The sequence below is a fragment of the Streptomyces sp. NPDC034670 genome (assembly GCF_055574875.1).
Window position 1 is genome coordinate 121438 of record NZ_JBVITR010000012.1, and the last position, 19105, is coordinate 140542.

Here is a 19105-nt window from a genome sequence, read left to right on the forward strand (position 1 = left end):
GGTGTCAGTACGCGGAGGAGGTGTGCTCGTCGAGGCTGTGCACCTCGTCACCGCGCAGCGCCGGGGTGAAGACGCACACCAGGCGCAGGTCCTCGTGCTCGCTGGCCACGAGGTAGTGGGCGTCGTGCTGGTCGAGGGCGTACAGGCGGCCCGGCGTGATGGGGTGCACCGTGCCGTCGAGCTCGATCACCTCGCCGGAGCCCTCGATGCAGTAGCAGGCCTCGAGGTGGTTGCGGTACTCCAGGCGGGACTTGGTGCCGGCGCGCACGGTGGTGTCGGTGACGCTGTAGCCGATGCCGTCGCTCTGCACCAGGAAGCGGCGGCTGAGCCCGTTGCCCCAGTCGACGGTGGGGACGTTCTCCAAGTCACGGATGATCATGCTGGTCTCCTGTTCCGTGCTGTGATCCCTGTGATCCCTGTGATTTCTGCGGTTCCTGCGGTTTCCGCGGTCCTTCCGGACGGGCCGGCCGGTTCCGGTCGGAGCGACCGGACGAACGAGCGCAGGGCGGCGGTGACGGAGCCGCCGTCGTCCAGGGCCTGCTCGACGCGGGCCACGGCGGCCGAGCCGACGATCGCCGCGTCGGCCCCGGCGGCGGCGACGCCCTCGAGGTCCCCGCGGGTCCTCACCCCGAAGCCGACGGCGATCGGGGCGGTGGTGCGGGCGCGCAGGCCGGCCACCGTGCCGGCCAGCGCGGCGTGGCCGGCGGCGGGCGCCGTGCCGCTGCGCCCGTAGTGGGCCACCAGGTACAGGTAGGCGGTGGCGTCACGGGCGGCCCGCAGCCGGGTGTGCTCGTCGCTGGCGGCGTAGCAGGTGCCGACCACCGGCAGCCCGGCGTCGGCCGTCGCCTCCAGGTAGCGCGGGCGCAGCCGGGGCGGCAGCCCGTGCACCAGCAGGCCGTCGGCGCCCGAGGCGGTGATGTCGCGCACCGCGGCGGCCAGGTCGCGGTGCTTGAGCGAGTGGCTCCAGTCGGCGAGCAGGGCGATCCGCAGCCTGCGCAGGCCGGGCCTGGTGCGGGCGACGAAGGCCAGGACGTCGTCCAGGCCGGTGCCGCGCTCCAGGGCCCGCCGCGCGGAGCGGCGGACGACGGGGCCGTCGGTGACCGAGTCCGGGAAGGGGACGGCCAGTTCGAGGCAGTCGACGCCCTCCTCGTCGAGCATCGCCACCACCTCCGCCAGTTCCTCCGGCGGCGGGTCGCCGGCGGTGAGGAACAGCGCGAGTCCCGTCTCGCCCGCCGCGCGGGAGCGGGAGAAGAAGTCAGCCACGGCGGGCTCCCGAGGTCTGCGGGGTGCGCGGGGCGGCACGCCGGGCGCGCAGGCGCTCGACGAGGTCGACGGCGGCTCCGTCGGCCACGGCCGCCTCGGCGGCGGCCAGGGCCGCCTCCCACGTGGCGTGGTGTCCGGCGGCGACGGACAGGGCCGCCGCGTTCAGGCACACGGTGCGGGTGGCGACCGGGTGGGCCCGGCCGCCGAGGACGGCGAGGAAGTGTGGTGCGGCCTGCTCGCGCGGCACCGGCCGCAGGTCCTCGAGGCCGCCCCCGGCCGCGACCACCCGGCCCGGTCCCAGCCGCAGCAGGCGTCCGTCGTTGACGTGGACGACGTTGTCGGCGAAGCCGAGCAGTTCGTCGGCGCCCACGTCGTTGGCGCACAGCCACACGGTGCGGTCGGTGAGGGTGCCGGCCAGCGCGCGCAGGTCGTCCAGGGGCATGATCTGCGACACGCCGGTGACCTGGGCGGCGACCGGCAGTTCGCCGAGGAAGGGGCCCACCGCGTTCAGGAAACGCCCGAACGGCTTCATGCTCACCGGGGCCACCGTGCGCGCCAGGCGGGCGAGTTCCGCCGGGTAGACGAACGGCCCGGCGAAGGCGATGCCGTACGCGTCGAGCACGTCCTCGGTCTCCCCGCGCGAGGACGTCGAGCGGACCCCGAGCCGTTCGAGCAGGTCGACCGAGCCCAGGGAGGAGGTGTAGGCGCGCGAGCCGGTCTTGACGACGCGCACGCCGGCCGCCGCCGCGACGAAGGCGGCCGCGGTGGAGATGTTGAAGGTGGCGGGTCCGCCGCCGGTGCCGACCACGTTGACCGTGCCGGCCCAGGTGTCCCCGGCGGGTGCGGGGTGCCGCTCGCGCAGCGAGCCGGTCAGGGCGTGCAGCGTCGCGGGGTCCGGCAGCCGGGTGGACAGGGAGGCCAGCAGGGCGACGGCCTGCTCCCGGGGGAGCGTGCCGTCGCCGAGCCGGTCCCACAGCGACCGCCAGGTCGCCCGGTCGGCCACCGTGCGCCGCGCCAGCAGGCCGGTGAGCGCCTCGTGCATGGTCAGCCGCCCACCCGCTGGCGCGAATCCTCGATGAAGGCGTCGATCGCCGCCACGCTGCGGAAGTTGTTCGGGTCGAGGTCGGTGTCGCCGACCGCGAGGGCGAAGCGGTCCTCCACCCAGGCGATCAGCTTCAGCACGCCCAGCGAGTCGATGACCCCGTCCGAGAGCAGGTCGTGGTCGTCCGCCAGCTGGTCCTGGGTGAGATCCGGCAGGAACTCCTCGATGAGGAACTGCTTGATGGTGGCCGTGTTGCTCATGGCGTTCTTCCTTCTTCTCGGGTCAGCTCGCGAGACGGTCGAGCGCGGTGCGGTCGACCTTTCCGGTGGTGGTCTTGGGCAGGGGTGCGTCGACGACGCGCAGGACGGCGGGTACGGCGGCCCGGGGCAGGCTGCGGGCGCAGTGCTCCTTCAGCAGCAGGCTGTTGAGCCCGCTGCCCGGGGTCCGCCGTACGCCGGCGACCAGCTGCCTGCCGGTGAGCGGGTCGGGGCGGGCGGTGACCCCCGCTTCCAGGACGGCCGGGTGGCGCAGCAGCACCTGCTCGATCTCGGCGGTGTTGACGGCGACCCCGCGGACCTTGACCTGGAAGTCGCTGCGGCCGGTCAGGCGGAGCAGGCCGTCGGTGCCGCGCCGCACCAGGTCGCCGGTGCGGAACCACACGTCGTCGTCCCCGCCCAGCGGGTGGGCGGTGAACTTCTCCCGGCGCCGCTCGGCGTCGAGGTAGCCGGCCGACTGGAACGGCGTCCTGACGTAGAGCTCTCCGGCGCCCGGTCCGGTGACCTCCCTGCCGTGGGCGTCGACGACGAGGGCCTCGACGCCGGGCAGGGGGGTGCCGAGGGGCACGGGTCCGGTCCCGGCGGGGTCCACCTCGTGCAGGAAGCTGTCGTTGGTCTCGGTGCAGCCGTACACGTTGTACAGGCGGGCCGCGGGCAGCAGCCGGGGCAGCTCCGCCAGGGTGGGCTCGGGCATGGCGTCGCCGGTGAAGACGGCGTGCCGCACGGACGGCAGGGTGAGCGGGGTGCGCCGGCACGCCTGCAGGAGCAGCCCGTAGAACATCGGCACGGCCTGCACGACCTGCACCTGGTGGCGGGTCAGCAGGTCGAGCAGGTGCCGTCCGTCGACGGCCCGGTCGGGGTCGACCAGGACGACGCGGCCGCCGTGCGCGAGGGTGGTCCACACGTCGAGCAGGCACAGGTCGAAGTTGAGCGGGGCGTGGTTGAGGACGGTGGTGCCCGCGCCGATGCCGAAGGCGGACGCCGCCCAGCCGGTGAACCGGTCCACGGCCGCCCGCCCCAGCGGGACGATCTTGGGCAGTCCGGTGGAGCCGGACGTCGTCAGCAGGAAGGTGGTGTCCTCGGGCAGCGGGTCCGCCGTCGCGGACGGCACCGCCCGCGGTGGCTGCCCGGCGCCCCGGGGCGCCAGGACGTGGCGGCAGCCGGCCTGCGCGAACAGCGCGGTGAGCTGGGACTCGGCGAGCTGCGGCGAGGGCAGCAGGAACGGGCGCCGGGCCAGCAGGCAGGCCAGGACGAGGGCGACGGCGGCGGGTGACTTGGCGGCCAGGACGCCGACGGGCTCGCCCGGGCGCAGGCCGAGGGACGCCAGCCGTTCGCGCTCCTCCAGCGCCTGTCCGTACAGCTCGCGGTAGGTGGTCTCCCGTCCGTGCCAGACGAGCGCCGGTGCGTCGGGGCGTTCGCGGACCTGGGTGAGGAAGCCGCCGACCAGTCCGTCGTGCTCACTCATCGCCGCCTCCCGGGGTGTGCCCGGCGGGCTCCAGCAGGACCCAGCCGCCCTTGACGGCGGTGCCGCCGGGGACCCGGCAGGTGAAGCGGACGACGCGGCCGGCCGCGTCCGGCCGGTAGGCGACGTCCAGCGGTTCACCGGGCAGCACCGGCGCGGAGAACCGGGCGCCGACGGCGCGGACGCGGGCGATGTCGCCGTCGGCCCAGCGGTCGGCGATCTCCTCGCAGACCAGGGCGATCAGGCCCATGCCGTGGGCCAGGACGGTGGGGAAGCCCGCGTCCCGGGCGGCCCGCTCCTCCAGGTGGATGGGGTTGAGGTCGCCGGAGGCGTGGGCGTAGCCGCGGATCCAGTCGGCCGTGAGCTCGTGGCGGGAGCCGGCCGGCTCCCCGGGGTCGCTCGCGGGGGCGACGGCGGCGGGCGGGATGTCGCCGAACGGCTCGATGCGGGTGGCGCCGACCAGCAGGGCAGCGGTGAGCAGTTCGGCGAAGGGCGTCCCGTCCGGGGCGGTGAGCGTCGAGCGCACGGCCAGGCGGGTGCCGCGCGCCTCGCGGCGGGCACCGAGGACGTCGACGGTGACGGTGACCGTCTCGCCGGGCCGCACCGGGCGGTCGGTGCGGATGTCCTGTCCGAGGTGCACGACGGAGCAGGGCTCCGGCTCGCCCGCCGCCAGCGCGCGCACGGTCGCGTCGGCGAGGGTGTGGGCGAGGACGAAGGCGTGCACGGGGGAGGCGTCGGCCGTGGCGGCCGGGCCGGGCAGGGCGGCGCGCACGGCGGCGCGGAAGGCGGTCGTCTCCTCCCGGTCCGGGGTGCGTTCGGCGCGGCGCGGCGCCGGGGCGGCCGGTGCGGTGCGGTTCCGGTCCGTCGTGGTGGTCATACCGGCGTCACCACCATGCTGGCGTTGTGTCCGCCGAAGCCGAAGGAGTTCGACAGGGCGGGCCCGGAGGCGACGGATCGTGGTCGGGTGTGCACCACGTCGATCTCCATTCCCTCTTCGAGGTGTTCGTGGTTGGCGGTGGGCGGCACCTCGCAGGCGCGCATGGCCTGGACGGCGGCGATGACCTCGACGGCCCCGGCGGCGCCGATGAGGTGGCCGAGGACCCCCTTGGAGGCGGTGACCGGCGGTCCGCCGGTCCCGAAGACCTTGCGCAGGGCGGCCGCTTCGGAGCGGTCGTTGTGCGGGGTGGAGGTGCCGTGCGCGTTGACGTGGACGATCTCGTCCGGGGCGAGCCCGGCGTCGGCGAGGGCGCCGGTCATCGCCGCGACGGCGCCCGCGCCGTCGGGCAGGGGCATCGACAGGTGGTGGGCGTCGGCCGTGGCCGCGTATCCGGCGATCCGCGCGTACGGAGCGGCGCCGCGGGCCCGGGCGTCGTCGAGCCGTTCCAGGACGACGAAGCCCGCGCCCTCGCCCATGACGAAGCCGTCGCGGTCGCGGTCGAAGGGCCGGCAGGCCCGGGCGGGGTCGTCGTTGCGGGCCGACACGGCGTTGAGGCCGCCGAACGCGGCGAGCGTGACGGGGCTGAGGGTGGCCTCGCAGCCGCCGGCCACCACCACGTCGGCCCGGTGCGCCTGGAGCAGCCCCGTCGCCTGCCCGATCGCGTCCACCCCGCTGGCGCAGGTGGTGGCGACGGTCAGCGCCGGGCCGGTCCAGCCCAGCCGCATCGCGATCTGCGCGGCGGCCGCGTTCGGCATGGTGAGCAGCGGCATCAGCGGGTTGACCCGGGCCGGGCCGCCGGCGGCGAAGTTCAGGGACTCCCGGTCGCTGGTGGTGCGTCCGCCGACGGCGTTGCCGACGACCACGGCGGTGCGGTGCGGGTCGGGCGCCGGGGCGCCGGCGTCGCGGTGCGCGGCCAGGGCCGCGGTGGCGCCGTACAGGGCGAACGGGTCCAGGCGCCGTGCGTCCTTGGCGGGCAGCAGGTCCAGCCGGTCCAGGCCCGCGACCCGGCAGCCGATGCGCACCCGGTGCCGGTCCAGGCCGAGGTGGGTGAGCTCGGCGGCGGTGGAGCGCCCGGAGCGCAGCGCGCCCCACAGGTCCTCGGGCGTGCAGCCGGCCGGGGTGACCACGCCGATGCCGGTGATCACGACCGGGGGCTTGGCGGAGCCAGCAGTCATCATCCGTCTCCCGGTGAGTACGGCCGGCGCTCAGGCCGGCAGGATCCCGCAGGCGCGGGCGGACCGGACGAAGGCGTCGGCGGCGAGGTCGATGTCCTGCGGGGTGTGCCGGGCGGTCACCGCGATCCGCAGCCGGGCCAGGTCGTTGGGGACGGCCGGGGTGACCACCGGCAGGCCGATGACGCCGTTCTCGCGGCACGTGGTGGCGAGGTCGTAGGCCGCGTCGTCGGAGCCGGCGATCAGCGGGATGACGGCCGTCTCGCTGTCCTGGGTGCGCAGCCCCTCGGCGTGCAGCAGGGAGCGCAGCCGGGCGGACTCGCGCTGGATGTGCGCCACCCGCTCGGGTTCGCGCTGGAGGATGCGCAGCGACTCCAGGGCCGCCGCGGCCTGCGCCGGCGCCAGGGCCGCGGAGAACAGGAACGGGCGGGCCGCGTAGCGCAGGTGGCCGATCAGCTCGGCGGGGCCCGCCACCCAGCCGCCCATGGAGGGGATGGCCTTGGAGAGGGTGCCGAGCTTGATGTCGACGCGGGCGGTGTGGCCGAAGTGCTCCTCGATGCCGCGGCCGTGCGCGCCGATGACGCCGAGCGCGTGCGCCTCGTCGACCATGAGCAGCGCGTCGTGCTCGTCGCAGACCTTGCGCAGCTCGGGCAGCGGGGCGATGTCGCCGTCCATGGAGTAGACGCTGTCGACGACGACCAGGCGCACGCCGCCCGGGCCGGCCGCGCGCAGCCGGCGGTCGAGGTGGTCGACGTCGTTGTGGCGGAAGCGGGTGACGGTGGCCCCGGACAGCTTGCAGCCGTCGACGATGGAGGCGTGGTCGTACTTGTCGATGAACACGGTGTCGCCGGGGCCGACCAGGCCGCCGACGGTGCCGACGTTGGCCGCGTAGCCGGAACCGAAGACCATGGCGGCCTCGCGGTCGGCGAACCGGGCGACCTCGGCCTCCAGCTCCTCGTGCAGCGGGATGGAGCCGGCCAGGGCGCGCACCCCGTGGTTGCCGGTGCCGTACAGGTCGACGGCGGCCTTGGCGGCGGCCACGACGCGCTCGTCGCCCGCCAGGCCCAGGTAGCTGTAGCCGGACATCATCAGCAGGCGGCGGCCGTCCAGGTCGGCGTAGGCGCTGTCCCGTTCCACCGTGTAGGCGACGAAACTGTTGCGGCGGGCCGGCTCCCACTCCAGTGACTTCACGCGCTGCAACGTGGTCGCCAGCTTCGGTTCGAGCCGTTCCCAGCCTCCGGTCGCGTTCACGTGGTCTCCTCGAGAGTGTCTGACGCGGTCCACCGGGCCGTTTCGTTTCTTCCTCGACCCGTTCACGAGTGGATTTCTACGCCGCACTCCGCAAGACGTCCGCAACACGGGCGCGAGGCAATGGGGCCGGGCCCGGACAAGGGGCGACCGGCCCCCGGAAAGGGCGCCCTGAATGGAACTCAGGCTTCCCACTATTCCGGCAGGTATGTTTTCTGCCCGATTGACATTCCGGCCATCCGCCCCGGTAGTGTCCGAGCGAAACAGAGATGAGGATTCAACTTTCTCCACGGTCCGGCCGTCCGGTCGAAAGGAGTGTCCGCCGTGCTGATCCGACTGACAGGGCTCGTCGCCGTCGAGCACGAGGGCGAACCGCCCCGGCACCTGTCGAGCGCGCAGGCCCAGGTCGCCTTCGCCCGCCTGGTCCTGGAGCGGACCACCGGCACCAGCCGCGACCAGTTGGCGGACACCGTGTGGCCGCAGGGCCTGCCCGACACCTGGGCGTCGGCGCTGCGCAGCATCATCAGCCGGGTGCGCGCCTTCGTCACCAGCGCGCACCAGAAGCCTGGGGAGACCCCGCTGATCGCGCAGAGCGGCCGCTACGTGCTGCGGCTGCCCGACGACGCGGCCACGGACGTGGAGGCCGCCGAGATGGCCGTCCTGGAGGCGCGGCAGGCGCACGCCGAGCGGGCGCACGCCGTGACGTACCAGCTGGCCACGGGCGCGCTGACGAACCTCCAGGGGTCGTTCCTGCCGGCGCACGACGGCGAGTGGGTGCAGACCACGCGCGAACGCATCGGCGAGCTGCGCCTGACCGCGCTGGAGCTGGCGAGCCTGTCGGCCTCGGCGCTGGGCAACGAGCACCACGCGCTGCGCTACGCGGAGGAGGCGGTGCGCCGGGCCCCGTTCCGGGAGAGCGCGCACCGCTGCCGGATGGCGGCGCACGCCGCGGCGGGCAACCGCGCCGAGGCGCTGCGGGTGTACCAGGAGCTGCGCGAGATGCTGGCGGAGGAGCTGGGCATCGAGCCGGCGTCGCGCACCCAGCGGGCCCACCTGGAGCTGTTGCGCGGGCAGTTCCCGCAGCCCGCGCGCCGGGCGGCCGTGGCCCCCGCCGCGCCCGACGTGGACCCGTTGCTGATCGGGGCGTTCGAGGCGCTGCCGCCGCCGTCCCGCTGAACGGCCGGGGGCCGCCCGGTTCCCGGGAACGAAGCGGATGCCCTCTCCTCGCGGGAAAACGCCCGCGGAAAACGCGTCCACGCGTCCGGGGGGCTTCGCGGCGCGTCCGTCCGTGCGGGCGGGCGGTGTCCGCCGCATACGCGGGGAATCACACGTACGCGAAACACCGCACGGCGTGCGCGAAACACCGCACGGCGTGCGCGAAACACCGCACGGCGTACGCGAAGCGCCCGCGGAATGCTCCGCGGGCGCTTCGTGCGGCGCGCCCGAATTCCGTCGGCCACGGAATTCCCTTCGGTGCGCGGGATGCGGCGGAGGGGACCGAGGGGGGAATTCGGTCCCTCCGCCGGCGTTCGCCGGTCCGTCACATGACGGACACTCCGCTGTCGATGCTGACGACCTGTCCCGTCATGCAGTCCTGGTCCAGGAACAGGCTCACGCTGCGGGCGACCTCCTCGACCGTCACGAGCCGCGGAACGGGTGCCCTGCTCTCCATCCCCTCCTTGATCCGGTCGGGCAGGTCCTTGGTCATCCCGGTGATCATGAATCCGGGGGAGAGCGCGTTGACCGTCACTCCGCGCCGGCCGCACTCGGCGGCGAGGGTGCGGGTGAAGCCGATCAGCCCCGCCTTGGAGGCCGAGTACGCCGTCTGCCCCGGTGTGGCGATCAGGCCCGAGGGCGACACCACGTTGATCACCCGCCCCCACCGCTGCCGCACCATGTGCGGGACGCAGACCCGGGCGGTGTGGAACGAGCCGACCAGGTTGGTCCGCACGACCTGGGCCCAGTCCTCGGGGGACTGCATCACCATGACCTGGTCCTTGCGGACGGCGCCGTTGTTGACCAGGACGTCGACCGGACCGAGCCGCTCGCCGATCTGCTCGTACAGCGCGGTGACGGCGTCGTAGGAGCCGACGTCCCCGGTCACCAGGACCGAGTCGTTGCGCAGCTTGTCCTGCACGGCCCGGGCGGCGTCCGCCGAGCGGTTGTAGTGGACCGCGACCCGGCAGCCGAGCGCGTCCAGTTCGATCGCGAGGGCCTGGCCGAGTCCCCCGGACGCCCCGGTGACCAGGGCCACCGGGCTGTCCGGGCGACTCCCCCTCGCCTTGGCGCTGTTGCTCACTGTCGGCCTCCGCCCCACTTCAGCAGCATGGATCCCCACGTCATGCCGGCGCCGAAGCCCGCGAGCAGGACCAGGTCGCCCTCGCGGATGCGTCCTTCGTCCAGGGCCTCGGCCAGCGCGATCGGAATGGATGCGGACGCGGTGTTGCCGTACCGGTCCAGGTTGGCGACGAGCGCCTCGGGCCGCAGTCCGGTGTGACTGAGGATGGAGTTGATGATGCGGATGTTCGCCTGGTGCGGGACGACGTGGTCCACCTCGGCCGCTTCGACCTTGGCGGACTCCAGCGTCTCGCGCACCGTGCGCACCGTGTAGCGCACGGCGTTGAGGTAGATCTCGTTGCCGTTGATCTGCGCGTAGTGCAGGCCCTGGCGCACGGTCTCCTCGGTGGTCGGCATCCGGCTGCCGCCGGCGAGCACCTTCAGGCTGCCGGTGCAGCTGCCGTCCGCCCCCAGGTTCCAGGCGAGCACCCGGTTCTCGGGAGCGGGTTCGACGACGACCGCGCCGGCGCCGTCCCCGACCAGGATGGACAGGTTGCGGTCGGCGGGGTTGGCGGTGAGCGTGTGCGTGTCCGAACCGATCAGCAGGATCGGCCGCGGGTCGATCGCGATCAGCGCCATGGCCGAGACCAGCCCGTAGAGGAAGCCCGCGCACTCGGAGTTGACGTCGTGCGCGCTGCCGGCGATGCCCAGCTCGTGGTGGACGAACGCGGACGTCGCCGGTGAGGGCTGCTCCGGGGTGGCGGTGGCGACGATCAGGTGCGCGATGTCGTCACCGCCCAGTCCCGCCTTCTCCAGCGCGCGTCGGCCGGCCTCGACGGCCAGGGAGGCGGTCGTCTGGCCCGGTCCCACGGCGCGCCGCTCACGGATCCCGCACCGGCTGGTGATCCAGTGCTCGTCCACGCCGAACCGGTCGGCCAGCTCCTGGCTGGTCACGACGCGTTCCGGGACGGACACGCCCCACCCGGTGATGACGAAGCCGTTCACGTCCTCGCCCGTTCAGCTCTGCGCCGGCGCGAGCGCGACGATGCGCTCGTAGACGGTGCGCAGCGTGGTGGTGTCGTCGATGTCCGCGAAGAGCGACTCGTCGGCCGGGATCTCCGGGTAGGCGTTCTGGAACGCGTACAGCCACTCCATCAGGTCCAGCGAGTCCACGTCGGGGATGTGCTGCAGCGGGTGGTCGGGGTCGACCTTCTGGGCTCCGGACACGGCCTCGAGCCGGCTCGCCAGGTCTTCGATGGTCGGCAGAGACATGGGGTGGGTCCTTCCTCGGAGGGCTTGACGCTGTGCGAGACGCATGCAACCCGCCCCGGCGCAAGGCCCGCGCAACACCGTCCGGCCGCCCCGTGTTGCACCTGTGTTGCGAGCGGGGGGTTGTCTCGTCTGCGCCGGCATCAGGCGGCAGGCACAGCCATCCGGACGGGAGTTGAGGACGAAGATGACCACGGTCGAGGAACGGTCGGTCCCCGAGGTCGACGCGATCAGGCACCACTACGAAGTGAGCAATGACTTCTACCGCCTCCTGCTGGGCCCGACGATGATGTACTCCGGCGGGTACTGGGAGAAGGGCGAGGGGCTGACCGAGGCCCTGGACGAGGCCCAGGAGCGCAAGCTCGACCGGTTCGTCGAACTGGCCGGCGCCGCGGGCGCCCGGCGGGTCCTGGACATCGGCTGCGGCTGGGGCACCCTGCTCAACCGCCTCACCACCGTGCACGGTGTCGAGCACGCCGTCGGACTCACCCTGAGCCGCACGCAGGAGGAGTTCATCGCCGGCCTGGACAACCCGCGGATCGCCGTGCGGGTCGAGAGCTGGGAGGACCACGCCACCGACGACCCCTACGACGCGGCCTTCTGCATCAACGCGCTGGAGCACTTCGTCTCCTCCACGCTGCCGCCGCGCGAGCGCACCAGGAAGTACCGGGTCTTCTTCAACAAGGTGGCGGCCGCCCTCAGGCCGGGCGCCCGGTTCGTGCTGCACACCATGACCGCCGAGGCGCTGCCGATGAACCGGCAGCTGCTGGACGACCTGAAGTTCCTGCAGCGCTCCGAGTTCGAGAACTGCCACATCCCGCACCTGCACGAGCTCGCCCAGGCGGCCGAGGGCCTCTTCGACGTCGTCGAGATCGTCAACGAGCGCGAGTCGTTCGCCGTGGCGTGCCGCGCCTGGCTGGAGCTCCTGGCCGAGCGCCGCCAGGAGGCCGTCGAGCTGGAGGGCGAGGAGGTCGTGGCCCGCTTCGAACGCTACCTCGACATCTTCGCGTACACGCTCGAGGACAAGTTCTTCAACAACTTCCGCGTCACCATCGCGCGCCGCTAGGAGGCAGGGACGTGACGAGCATTCTCGAACCGGCGCACAGCGGCGGGACGACGCGGTCGCGGGCGGCGAAGGACGCGTCGGGCGGGTCGCGGCGGCACCTGCGGGTCGCCGTGATCGGCAGCGGCTTCTCCGGCCTGGGCATGGCCATCCGGATGCTGCAGCAGGGCATCGACGACTTCCTCGTCTTCGAGCGGGCCGACGAGGTGGGCGGCACCTGGCGCGACAACTCCTACCCGGGCGCCGCCTGTGACGTGATGTCGCACCTGTACTCGTTCTCCTTCGCCCAGAACCCGGGCTGGAAGTCCACCTTCGGCAAGCAGCGGGAGCTGTACGACTACCTGCGCGACACCGCCGACCGGTTCGGCGTGCGCCCCTACATCCGCTTCGGTCACGAGCTGCTCGCCGCCCGCTGGGACGAGGCCGGCCGCCGCTGGCACATCGAGACCTCCCGGGGCGACTACACCGCGCAGGTCCTGGTCAGCGGCACCGGCTACCTCAGCGAGCCGTCGGTCCCCGACATCCCCGGCCTCGGCGACTTCCAGGGCACGGTCTTCCACTCCTCGCGCTGGCGGCACGACCACGACCTGACCGGCCGCAACGTCGCCGTCATCGGCACCGGCGCCTCGGCCATCCAGTTCGTGCCCGAGATCCAGCCGGTGGTCGGGCGCCTGGACGTCTACCAGCGCACCCCGCCGTGGATCGGCCCCAAGAACGACAAGGCGACCACCGCCCTGCAGTCCTGGCTGCTGCACCGGGTGCCCGGCTACCAGAACTTCCGCCGCAACTTCAACATGTGGGGCCGCGAGGTCCTGGCGTTCGTGATGAAGCGGCCGGCCGTCGCCCTGAAGATGCAGAAGATGGCCAGCGACCACCTGAAGAAGTCCGTGCCGGACGAGGAGCTGCGCCAAAAGCTCACCCCCGACTACGTCATGGCGTGCAAGCGCCTGCTGTTCTCCAACACCTGGTACCCGGCGATCCAGCAGCCCAACGTGGACCTGGTCACCGACCCGATCGACCACGTGCGGGCCCACTCGATCGTGACCGCGGACGGCACCGAGCGCCCGGTCGACACCATCGTCCTCGGCACCGGCTTCAAGGCCGTCGACCGCCCCGTCGCCGCGCGCATCACCGGACGCGACGGCCGGGTGCTGCGCGACGTGTGGCGCGCCCGGGGCATGGCGGCCCACCGCGGCACCACCGTCGCCGGCTTCCCCAACCTGTTCCTGCTGCTCGGCCCCAACACCACCCTCGGCCACTCCTCCCAGGTGGTCATGATCGAGGCGCAGATCGGTTACGTCCTGGACGCGCTGAAGCTCATGACCAAGCGCCGCCTGGCCTCGGTGGAGGTGCGCCAGGAGGCCCAGGACGCCTGGAACGAACGGCTCCAGGCACGCCTGGAGGGCACGGTGTGGAACGCCGGCAACTGCCGGAGCTGGTACCTCGACGAGCACGGCCGCAACCCGTCCATCTGGCCCACGTACACCTGGCGCTTCCGCCGCCAGACCCGCCGCTTCGACCTTTCCGAGTACCGACTCGCCACCACGGTGGGCGCCGGCCTGCCCGCCCTGAGCGACGCGTAGACAACAGGAGGCAGACCCCATGAGAAACAGCACGCCCACGCGTCGCAGCGTTCTGGGCGGCATCGCCGCCACCGTCGTCGGCTGGAGCGCGACGAGCCAGTCCTGGGCGCTCGCCTCGGACCCGGCCGCCGCCACCGGCGTCGCCCCGCTGCCGCGGCTCGACGGCACACTGGAGACCGCGCCGGCCGCGACCGCCCAGTTCGCCAGGGACTTCGGCGGCATGGTGTCGCACACCTCGTGGGCCGTGCTGCGGCCCGGCTCGGTGCAGGACGTCGTCAAGATGGTGAACTACGCCCGGGTCAACAAGCTGACGATCGCCATGAACGGCCGCGGCGGCACGGGCACCGACCTCGAGTCGCACTCGTGCTACGGGCAGGCGCTGACCGACGGCGGCATCTCCATCGACGCCCGCGGCCTGTCCAGGATCATCAAGCTGAACGCGCGGAGCGCCGTGGTGGAGGCGGGCGTGACCTGGGCCCAGCTGACCGACGCGGCCCTGGCCAAGGGGCTCACCCCGCCGGCGCTCACCGACTACCTGCACCTGTCGGTGGGCGGCACGCTCAGCGTCGGCGGCGTCGGCGCCACCGTGCAGACCTACGGGCTGCAGGTGGACACCGTGAGGTCGATCGACATCGTCACCGGCACCGGCCGGCTCGTCACCGCCAGCAAGTCGGTGCGCCCCGACCTGTTCGAGGCGGCGCTGGCCGGCGGCGGCCAGGTGGGCATCATCGTGCGCGCCACCGTCGACCTGGTGCCCGCGCCGGAGAAGGCGACGGTGTACCGGCTCATCTACCGCGACGAGGAGACCTACCTGGCCGACGCCGAGAAGATCATGGCGGAGGGCCGGTTCCAGGGACAGGTCGGCGAGATCATGCCCGCCCAGGACGGCTCCGGCTGGTGGTACCGGCTGGAGGGGGTCGCCTACTGGTCCGGCACCGCCGCCCCGGACTCCGGCCGGCTGCTGGCCGGGCTGCGCGACGACCGCTCGCTGCTGACCGTGGAGGAGTTCTCCTACCGCGACTGCGTCTTCCGCACCGACGCCGCCGAGGCGTGGCTGCGGGAGAACGGCTACTGGCACCAGCCCAAGCCCTGGCTGAGCCTGTTCCTGCCGGCCTCCAGGGCCGCGGAGTTCGCCCGGGTGGTCGAGGAGGAGCTGACCGCCGACGACCTGGGCGCCGGCTTCCTGCTCTTCTACCCGTACCCGACGGCGAAGCTCACCCGGCCCATGGCGGTGCAGCCGGACGAGAAGGTCGCCTACCTCTTCGACCTGCTCCGCTTCCCGGCGCCCGGCGCGGACGTCGAGCGGATGCTGGAGCAGAACCGCCGCCTGTACGACATCGCGGTCTCCCTCGGCGCCAAGCGCTACCTGGTCGGTGCGATCCCCGGGATGACCCCCGAGGACTGGCGGGCCCACTTCGGGCGCGTGTGGAGGACCCTCGTCGAGGCGAAGCGGTGCTACGACCCGGCGAACATCCTCACCCCCGGCCAGGGCTTCTTCGGCTGAGGCGGGAGCCCTCGGCGCACGGACATCCGACAGGAGATGCGGCATGACAGGTTACGACTTGATCGACGAGGCGGTGGTGGACGCCCCGCCCGAGGCGGTCTGGGAGGCGCTCCTCGCCGAGTTCCGCGGCGCCCGCGCCTGGTGGGCACCGGACAACACCTTCTCCCCCGTCTCGGGCTCCCCGGACGAGGTGGGCGGTGAGGTGCGGGTCACCGTGCACACCAGGGGAGCCGACAAGGGCGGCCCGAAGCTGCGCTTCACCGCGCGGACCACCGCCGTGGAACCGGCGCGGAGGCTGTCGGTCGAGTACGTCGACGGCGTCTTCCGCGGGACGAGCGACTTCCTGCTCGATCCGCTCGACGCGGGCCGCCGTACCCGGATCGGCATGCACTTCGCGGGCCGTCCCGCCGGCTGGCTGAAGGTTCTGGCGAAGGTCGCCGACATCGGCGCGCAGCACTCCAGGTCCACCAGCGACGCGTTCGTGCGGCTGGGCCGGGTGCTGGAGCGGCGTCCGGCGCCGGAGGCCGCGCGATGACGGCGACGGCGGCCCGCACGGCGACCGAGACGCAGGTCCGCACGGACGACGGCGCGCTGCTCTCCGTCTCGGTGCTGCCCGCCCTCGGGGAGCCGACGGGCGGCACGGTGGTCCTGGCGCACGGCTGGGCCGCGACCCGCCGGGTGTGGGGCACGGTCGCCGACCGGCTGATCCGCGCCGGGCACCGCGTGGTGCTCTACGACCAGCGGGGTCACGGCGCCTCCACCGAGGGCCGCGAGCCGTTCGGCGTGGAGCGCCTGGGCGCGGACCTCGGCGCGGTGCTGGAGCGGGTGGAGGCGCCCGACGCGGTGGTCGTGGGGCACTCCGGCGGCGGCTTCGCCGCCCTCGCCCACGCCGCGGCGGACGCCGGCCGCTCCGGACTGCTGGAGGGCCTGGTCCTGCTGGGGACGGCGGCCCACGACCAGGACACCCCGGACGGCGAGGTGCGCATGATGGGCAGCGGCCTGTTCCAGTGGGCGCTGTCCCGGCCGGCCCTCGGCCGCAGGCTGCTCGGCCAGACGACGGGCAGGCGGGCCGACGCCCGCCTGCGGGAGGTCAACCGGCAGATGTTCGCGGCGACGGCGCCCCGGGTGCGGGCGGCGGCGTTCGCCTGCACCCGGGGCATGGACCTGCGCGCGGGCCTGGCGTCGGTGACCGCGCCGGCCGTGGTGCTCGCCGGCGAGCAGGACCGGGTCGTCGCGCCGCGGCTGGGCCGCGCGGTGGCCGAGGCGCTGCCGCGGGCCCGCTTCGAGCAGCTTCCGGGCGTCGGGCACATGCTGCCGCTGGAGGTGCCCGACGCCGTGGTGGCCGCCGTCGCCGAGGTCGCCCGGGGGCGGGCGGCCTGATCCCGGGCGGGGTCCCGGCGCGCGGCCCCGCGCCGTCCGGTGCGCCGGGGAGACGCTCCGGGGCCCGGGGAGGGCGCGGGGCCGTGCCGGTGTGCGGCCGGCACCGCACGGCCGCGGCCGGCCGCGGCGGCCCCCCGCTCACGGGCACCGGGCTCCCGCCGGGCGGGCCCTATCCGCGCCGGGACCGCGCGGGGGCCCGGTCCCGGTACTCCTGCGGGCTGAGACCGCGCACCCGCTTGAAGGCGGAACTCAGCGCGAAGCCGCTGCTGTAGCCGACCCGGCGGGCCACCGTGGCCACCGTCGTGTCCGGTTCGCGCAGCAGGTCCGCGGCGAGGGCGAGCCGCCAGCCGGTGAGGTAGGCCATGGGCGGTTCCCCGACGACCGCGGTGAAGCGGCGGGCGAGCTGGGCCCGGGAGACGCCGACCTTGCGGGCGAGCGACTCCACCGTCCACGCGTGCGCGGGGTCCTCGTGCAGCAGCCGCAGCGCGGGCCCGACGACCGGGTCGCTCTGGGCCCGGTACCAGGGCGGCGCCCCGGAGCCGGGATCGGCCAGCCAGCCGCGCAGTACGTTGACCAGGAGCAGGTCCAGCAGGCGGTCGAGGACGAGTTCCTGGCCCGGCTCGTCCCGGGCCACCTCCTCGGCGAGCAGTCCGACCAGCGGGTCGTTGCCCTCCCCGGCGGGGCGCACCAGCACGGTGGGCAGGGCGCTCAGCAGCCGCCGGCCGATCTCGCTGGGCGCCTGGTAGGTGCCGGACAGCATCACCGCCGAGCCCTCGCCGAGCACGTCCCCCCAGGTGCGCACGCCGAGGGCCATCGTGTCCGTGACGTCCTCGCCCGCGGCGGTGTTGCAGCGCTGCTCGGGGCCGACGGTGACCTGCACGGCGGTGTCGAGCGCGTCGGCGATGACGTACGGGTCGGGCCCCCGCATCACCGCCACGTCGCCGGGCCTCAGCCGGACCGGGTCGGCGTGGTCGGGGCGGGCCCAGGCGTCGCCGCGCACCATCGTCACCACGGAGATCGGCGCCCGGTCCTCGATGCGCAGCGCCCACGGCGGGTTGAAGACGGACTTCAGCAGGAAGGCGCCGCGCGCCTTGGGCCCCTCGAGGAGGCCGGTGAACGCGTCCATGTCGTCCTCCGGGGTGTGCGGCCGGGCGGACCGGCGCGGCCTACGGCGGTGGCGGCGGGGCGCCTGCCCGGGCGGACGGGGGACATCGCCCGGGCAGGCGCCGGTCTCAGGAGCGGGCCCGCAGCACCAGGGCACGGCCGAGACAGGCCAGCGCGGCGGTGCACGCCAGCGTGCGCGCGGCGTTGGCGGGCACCCAGGTGCCGCGGAACCGGTCGCGCAGCGCGGCCAGTTCCGGCCCGTGGGGGGCCGGCCCCAGACGGGCCAGCCGCCGGTTGAGGGGGACGTTGACCCCCAGGGTGAGGGCGACGGCGGTGGAGTACAGGGCGAGCGCCGCCCAGGTCCACCGGGCGGCGCGGGCCAGACCGAGGCGCCGCAGCCGCAGGCCGGAGGCCCCGGTGGCCAGGAAGGCTCCGAAGAAGACGAGCCCGAACAGGCCGTTCTCGATGGCGTCGTTGATGTGCCGCATGACGGTCGCGAAGGTGGCGTCGTCCGCGCGGTCCAGACCGGGCATGACGGAGACGTCGAACGCGAAGTACAGGCCCGCGCTCACGCCCATGGCGATGGTGGCCGCGTACAGCGCCGGGTCACCGCCCGCGGTGGGCTGCGGGGAGGAGGGGGTCACTGCTGCTTCTCCTTGTGGTCCTGGTGGGTCGGCCGGCCCGCCGGCTCCCCGGCCCCCTGGGCGAGCCGGACCACGGGGGCCAGCAGCCGTGCGTAGCGTCGGCGCAGCACGGTCCGCCCGAGCAGGCGCACGGGCGGTGGCATGGTGGCCTCGACCCGGGCCGCGGCGCCGGGTTCCGCCTCGTCGAGCATCCAGGGCGGCAGGTGGGCGAGGACCCCCGGCGGGGCGGTGCGCAGCAGTCTGCGCTCCACGTCCAGGTAGGGCTTCCTGCCGAGCGCGGTGAAGGCGGGGAAGGCCAGCCGTTCCTCGTCGGCGAGGTGCGTGCGCAGGACGGTGCCGAAGGCGTCGGCGGCCGGGACGAGGGCGGCCGGGGAGCCGTCGGCGAAGGCCGCGTCGACGCGGTCCATGGCGTCCTCCAGGCGCCCGTGGTCGTCGCTCAGGGCACGGGCGGCCTCGTCGAACCCCGGTACGCCGCGGCGCAGTTCGGGCCAGAGTACCCGGTCCTCGCTGTGATGGTGCCAGTCGATCACCTCACGCAGCCGGTGCCACCAGTCGCCGACCCGGTCCAGGTGTTCGGGCGTCGCGGAGCGCGCCGCCGCGGCCAGCCGGCGGGCGTCCCGGCGCATGGCGATGTGCATCAGGGCGAATCCGTGGAAGTGGCCGGGCAGCGTCCGCAGGCGCTCGCTCGACATCGGCACGGAGCCGGCTCCGGTCATGGCAGTGGCCTCCTCCCCGGGCGGGGTGACAAGGCGGGCGGGGGGGGGGGGGGAGGGGGGGGGGGGGGGGGGGGGGGGGGGGGGTTTGCCCGCAATTCGTGGGGGTGGGGGGGGGGGGGGGGGGGGGGGGCTCTTTGTTGTGGGAGACGGACACTCTTCTACCATT

20 protein-coding genes are annotated in these 19105 nt (G+C 74.1%); 6 read left to right on the forward strand and 14 right to left on the reverse strand.

Annotated elements, in window-relative coordinates; translation table 11 throughout:
• Positions 1-4: 4 nt before the first annotated feature.
• The 8 genes from ACZ56B_RS11980 to ACZ56B_RS12015 are packed head-to-tail and all read right to left on the reverse strand — an operon-like array spanning position 5 to position 7402.
• Positions 5-379 (reverse strand): ectoine synthase, encoded by a 375-nt coding sequence (locus tag ACZ56B_RS11980; RefSeq protein ID WP_468788878.1) that lies wholly within the window; start codon positions 377-379, stop codon positions 5-7.
• Complete coding sequence (gene trpA / locus ACZ56B_RS11985) at positions 376-1263, reverse strand: tryptophan synthase subunit alpha (protein WP_468788880.1); 888 nt, start codon at positions 1261-1263, stop codon at positions 376-378. The genes ACZ56B_RS11980 and trpA overlap by 4 nt, the downstream gene beginning before the upstream one ends.
• Positions 1256-2305 carry a hypothetical protein gene (locus tag ACZ56B_RS11990; RefSeq protein ID WP_468788882.1) on the reverse strand — a complete coding sequence of 350 codons (1050 nt, stop codon included), beginning with the start codon at positions 2303-2305 and terminating at the stop codon, positions 1256-1258. The genes trpA and ACZ56B_RS11990 overlap by 8 nt, the downstream gene beginning before the upstream one ends.
• Positions 2306-2307: 2 nt before the next feature.
• The gene (locus ACZ56B_RS11995) at positions 2308-2565 is read right to left on the reverse strand and encodes a phosphopantetheine-binding protein (RefSeq protein WP_081236260.1); all 258 of its coding nucleotides are present in this window, start codon (positions 2563-2565) and stop codon (positions 2308-2310) included.
• A gap of 22 nt (positions 2566-2587) precedes the next feature.
• Positions 2588-4045: an AMP-binding protein gene (locus ACZ56B_RS12000; RefSeq protein ID WP_468788884.1), complete on the reverse strand. Its 1458-nt coding sequence runs from the start codon at positions 4043-4045 to the stop codon at positions 2588-2590.
• Positions 4038-4919: a MaoC/PaaZ C-terminal domain-containing protein gene (locus tag ACZ56B_RS12005; RefSeq protein ID WP_468788886.1), complete on the reverse strand. Its 882-nt coding sequence runs from the start codon at positions 4917-4919 to the stop codon at positions 4038-4040. The genes ACZ56B_RS12000 and ACZ56B_RS12005 overlap by 8 nt, the downstream gene beginning before the upstream one ends.
• Entirely contained in the window at positions 4916-6154 is a 1239-nt protein-coding gene (locus tag ACZ56B_RS12010) for a beta-ketoacyl-[acyl-carrier-protein] synthase family protein (RefSeq protein WP_468788888.1), read from the reverse strand. Before ACZ56B_RS12010 ends, ACZ56B_RS12005 begins: the two co-directional genes overlap by 4 nt.
• 30 nt (positions 6155-6184) lie before the next feature.
• Positions 6185-7402: an aminotransferase class I/II-fold pyridoxal phosphate-dependent enzyme gene (locus tag ACZ56B_RS12015; protein ID WP_468788890.1), complete on the reverse strand. Its 1218-nt coding sequence runs from the start codon at positions 7400-7402 to the stop codon at positions 6185-6187.
• A gap of 321 nt (positions 7403-7723) precedes the next feature.
• On the opposite strand from ACZ56B_RS12015, the gene ACZ56B_RS12020 reads away from it, so the two are divergent.
• Positions 7724-8575, forward strand: coding sequence for an AfsR/SARP family transcriptional regulator (locus ACZ56B_RS12020; RefSeq protein ID WP_468788892.1), 852 nt, complete (start codon positions 7724-7726; stop codon positions 8573-8575).
• Positions 8576-8939: 364 nt separating this feature from the next.
• On the opposite strand, the gene ACZ56B_RS12025 is transcribed toward ACZ56B_RS12020, so the two are convergent.
• Genes ACZ56B_RS12025 through ACZ56B_RS12035 form a run of 3 tightly spaced genes read right to left on the reverse strand, consistent with a single transcriptional unit; the run spans position 8940 to position 10948 of the window.
• Positions 8940-9698, reverse strand: a complete 759-nt coding sequence (locus ACZ56B_RS12025) for an SDR family oxidoreductase (protein ID WP_468788894.1) — start codon at positions 9696-9698, stop codon at positions 8940-8942.
• Positions 9695-10681, reverse strand: a complete 987-nt coding sequence (locus ACZ56B_RS12030; RefSeq protein ID WP_468788896.1) for a 3-oxoacyl-ACP synthase III family protein — start codon at positions 10679-10681, stop codon at positions 9695-9697. The genes ACZ56B_RS12025 and ACZ56B_RS12030 overlap by 4 nt, the downstream gene beginning before the upstream one ends.
• 12 nt (positions 10682-10693) lie before the next feature.
• Entirely contained in the window at positions 10694-10948 is a 255-nt protein-coding gene (locus ACZ56B_RS12035) for a hypothetical protein (RefSeq protein ID WP_081236252.1), read from the reverse strand.
• Between the two features lie 184 nt (positions 10949-11132).
• On the opposite strand from ACZ56B_RS12035, the gene ACZ56B_RS12040 reads away from it, so the two are divergent.
• The 5 genes from ACZ56B_RS12040 to ACZ56B_RS12060 are packed head-to-tail and all read left to right on the forward strand — an operon-like array spanning position 11133 to position 16475.
• The gene (locus tag ACZ56B_RS12040) at positions 11133-12011 is read left to right on the forward strand and encodes a class I SAM-dependent methyltransferase (protein WP_468788898.1); all 879 of its coding nucleotides are present in this window, start codon (positions 11133-11135) and stop codon (positions 12009-12011) included.
• Between the two features lie 11 nt (positions 12012-12022).
• Positions 12023-13591, forward strand: coding sequence for a flavin-containing monooxygenase (locus ACZ56B_RS12045; RefSeq protein ID WP_468788900.1), 1569 nt, complete (start codon positions 12023-12025; stop codon positions 13589-13591).
• A 19-nt stretch (positions 13592-13610) separates the two neighbouring features.
• The gene (locus ACZ56B_RS12050) at positions 13611-15095 is read left to right on the forward strand and encodes an FAD-binding protein (RefSeq protein ID WP_468788902.1); all 1485 of its coding nucleotides are present in this window, start codon (positions 13611-13613) and stop codon (positions 15093-15095) included.
• 43 nt (positions 15096-15138) lie between these two features.
• Positions 15139-15630, forward strand: a complete 492-nt coding sequence (locus ACZ56B_RS12055; RefSeq protein ID WP_255310759.1) for an SRPBCC family protein — start codon at positions 15139-15141, stop codon at positions 15628-15630.
• Positions 15627-16475: an alpha/beta fold hydrolase gene (locus ACZ56B_RS12060; protein WP_468788905.1), complete on the forward strand. Its 849-nt coding sequence runs from the start codon at positions 15627-15629 to the stop codon at positions 16473-16475. The genes ACZ56B_RS12055 and ACZ56B_RS12060 overlap by 4 nt, the downstream gene beginning before the upstream one ends.
• Positions 16476-16644: 169 nt before the next feature.
• Here the strand turns inward: ACZ56B_RS12060 and ACZ56B_RS12065 are convergent, their stop codons facing one another.
• From ACZ56B_RS12065 to ACZ56B_RS12075, 3 genes are all read right to left on the reverse strand, one after another.
• Positions 16645-17601: an AraC family transcriptional regulator gene (locus tag ACZ56B_RS12065; RefSeq protein WP_468788907.1), complete on the reverse strand. Its 957-nt coding sequence runs from the start codon at positions 17599-17601 to the stop codon at positions 16645-16647.
• Positions 17602-17707: 106 nt separating this feature from the next.
• On the reverse strand, positions 17708-18223 hold the full coding sequence (locus ACZ56B_RS12070; RefSeq protein ID WP_468788909.1) for an anthrone oxygenase family protein: 516 nt from the start codon (positions 18221-18223) through the stop codon (positions 17708-17710).
• Positions 18220-18939, reverse strand: a complete 720-nt coding sequence (locus ACZ56B_RS12075; RefSeq protein WP_468788911.1) for a hemerythrin domain-containing protein — start codon at positions 18937-18939, stop codon at positions 18220-18222. Before ACZ56B_RS12075 ends, ACZ56B_RS12070 begins: the two co-directional genes overlap by 4 nt.
• Between the last annotated feature and the right edge of the window lie 166 nt (positions 18940-19105).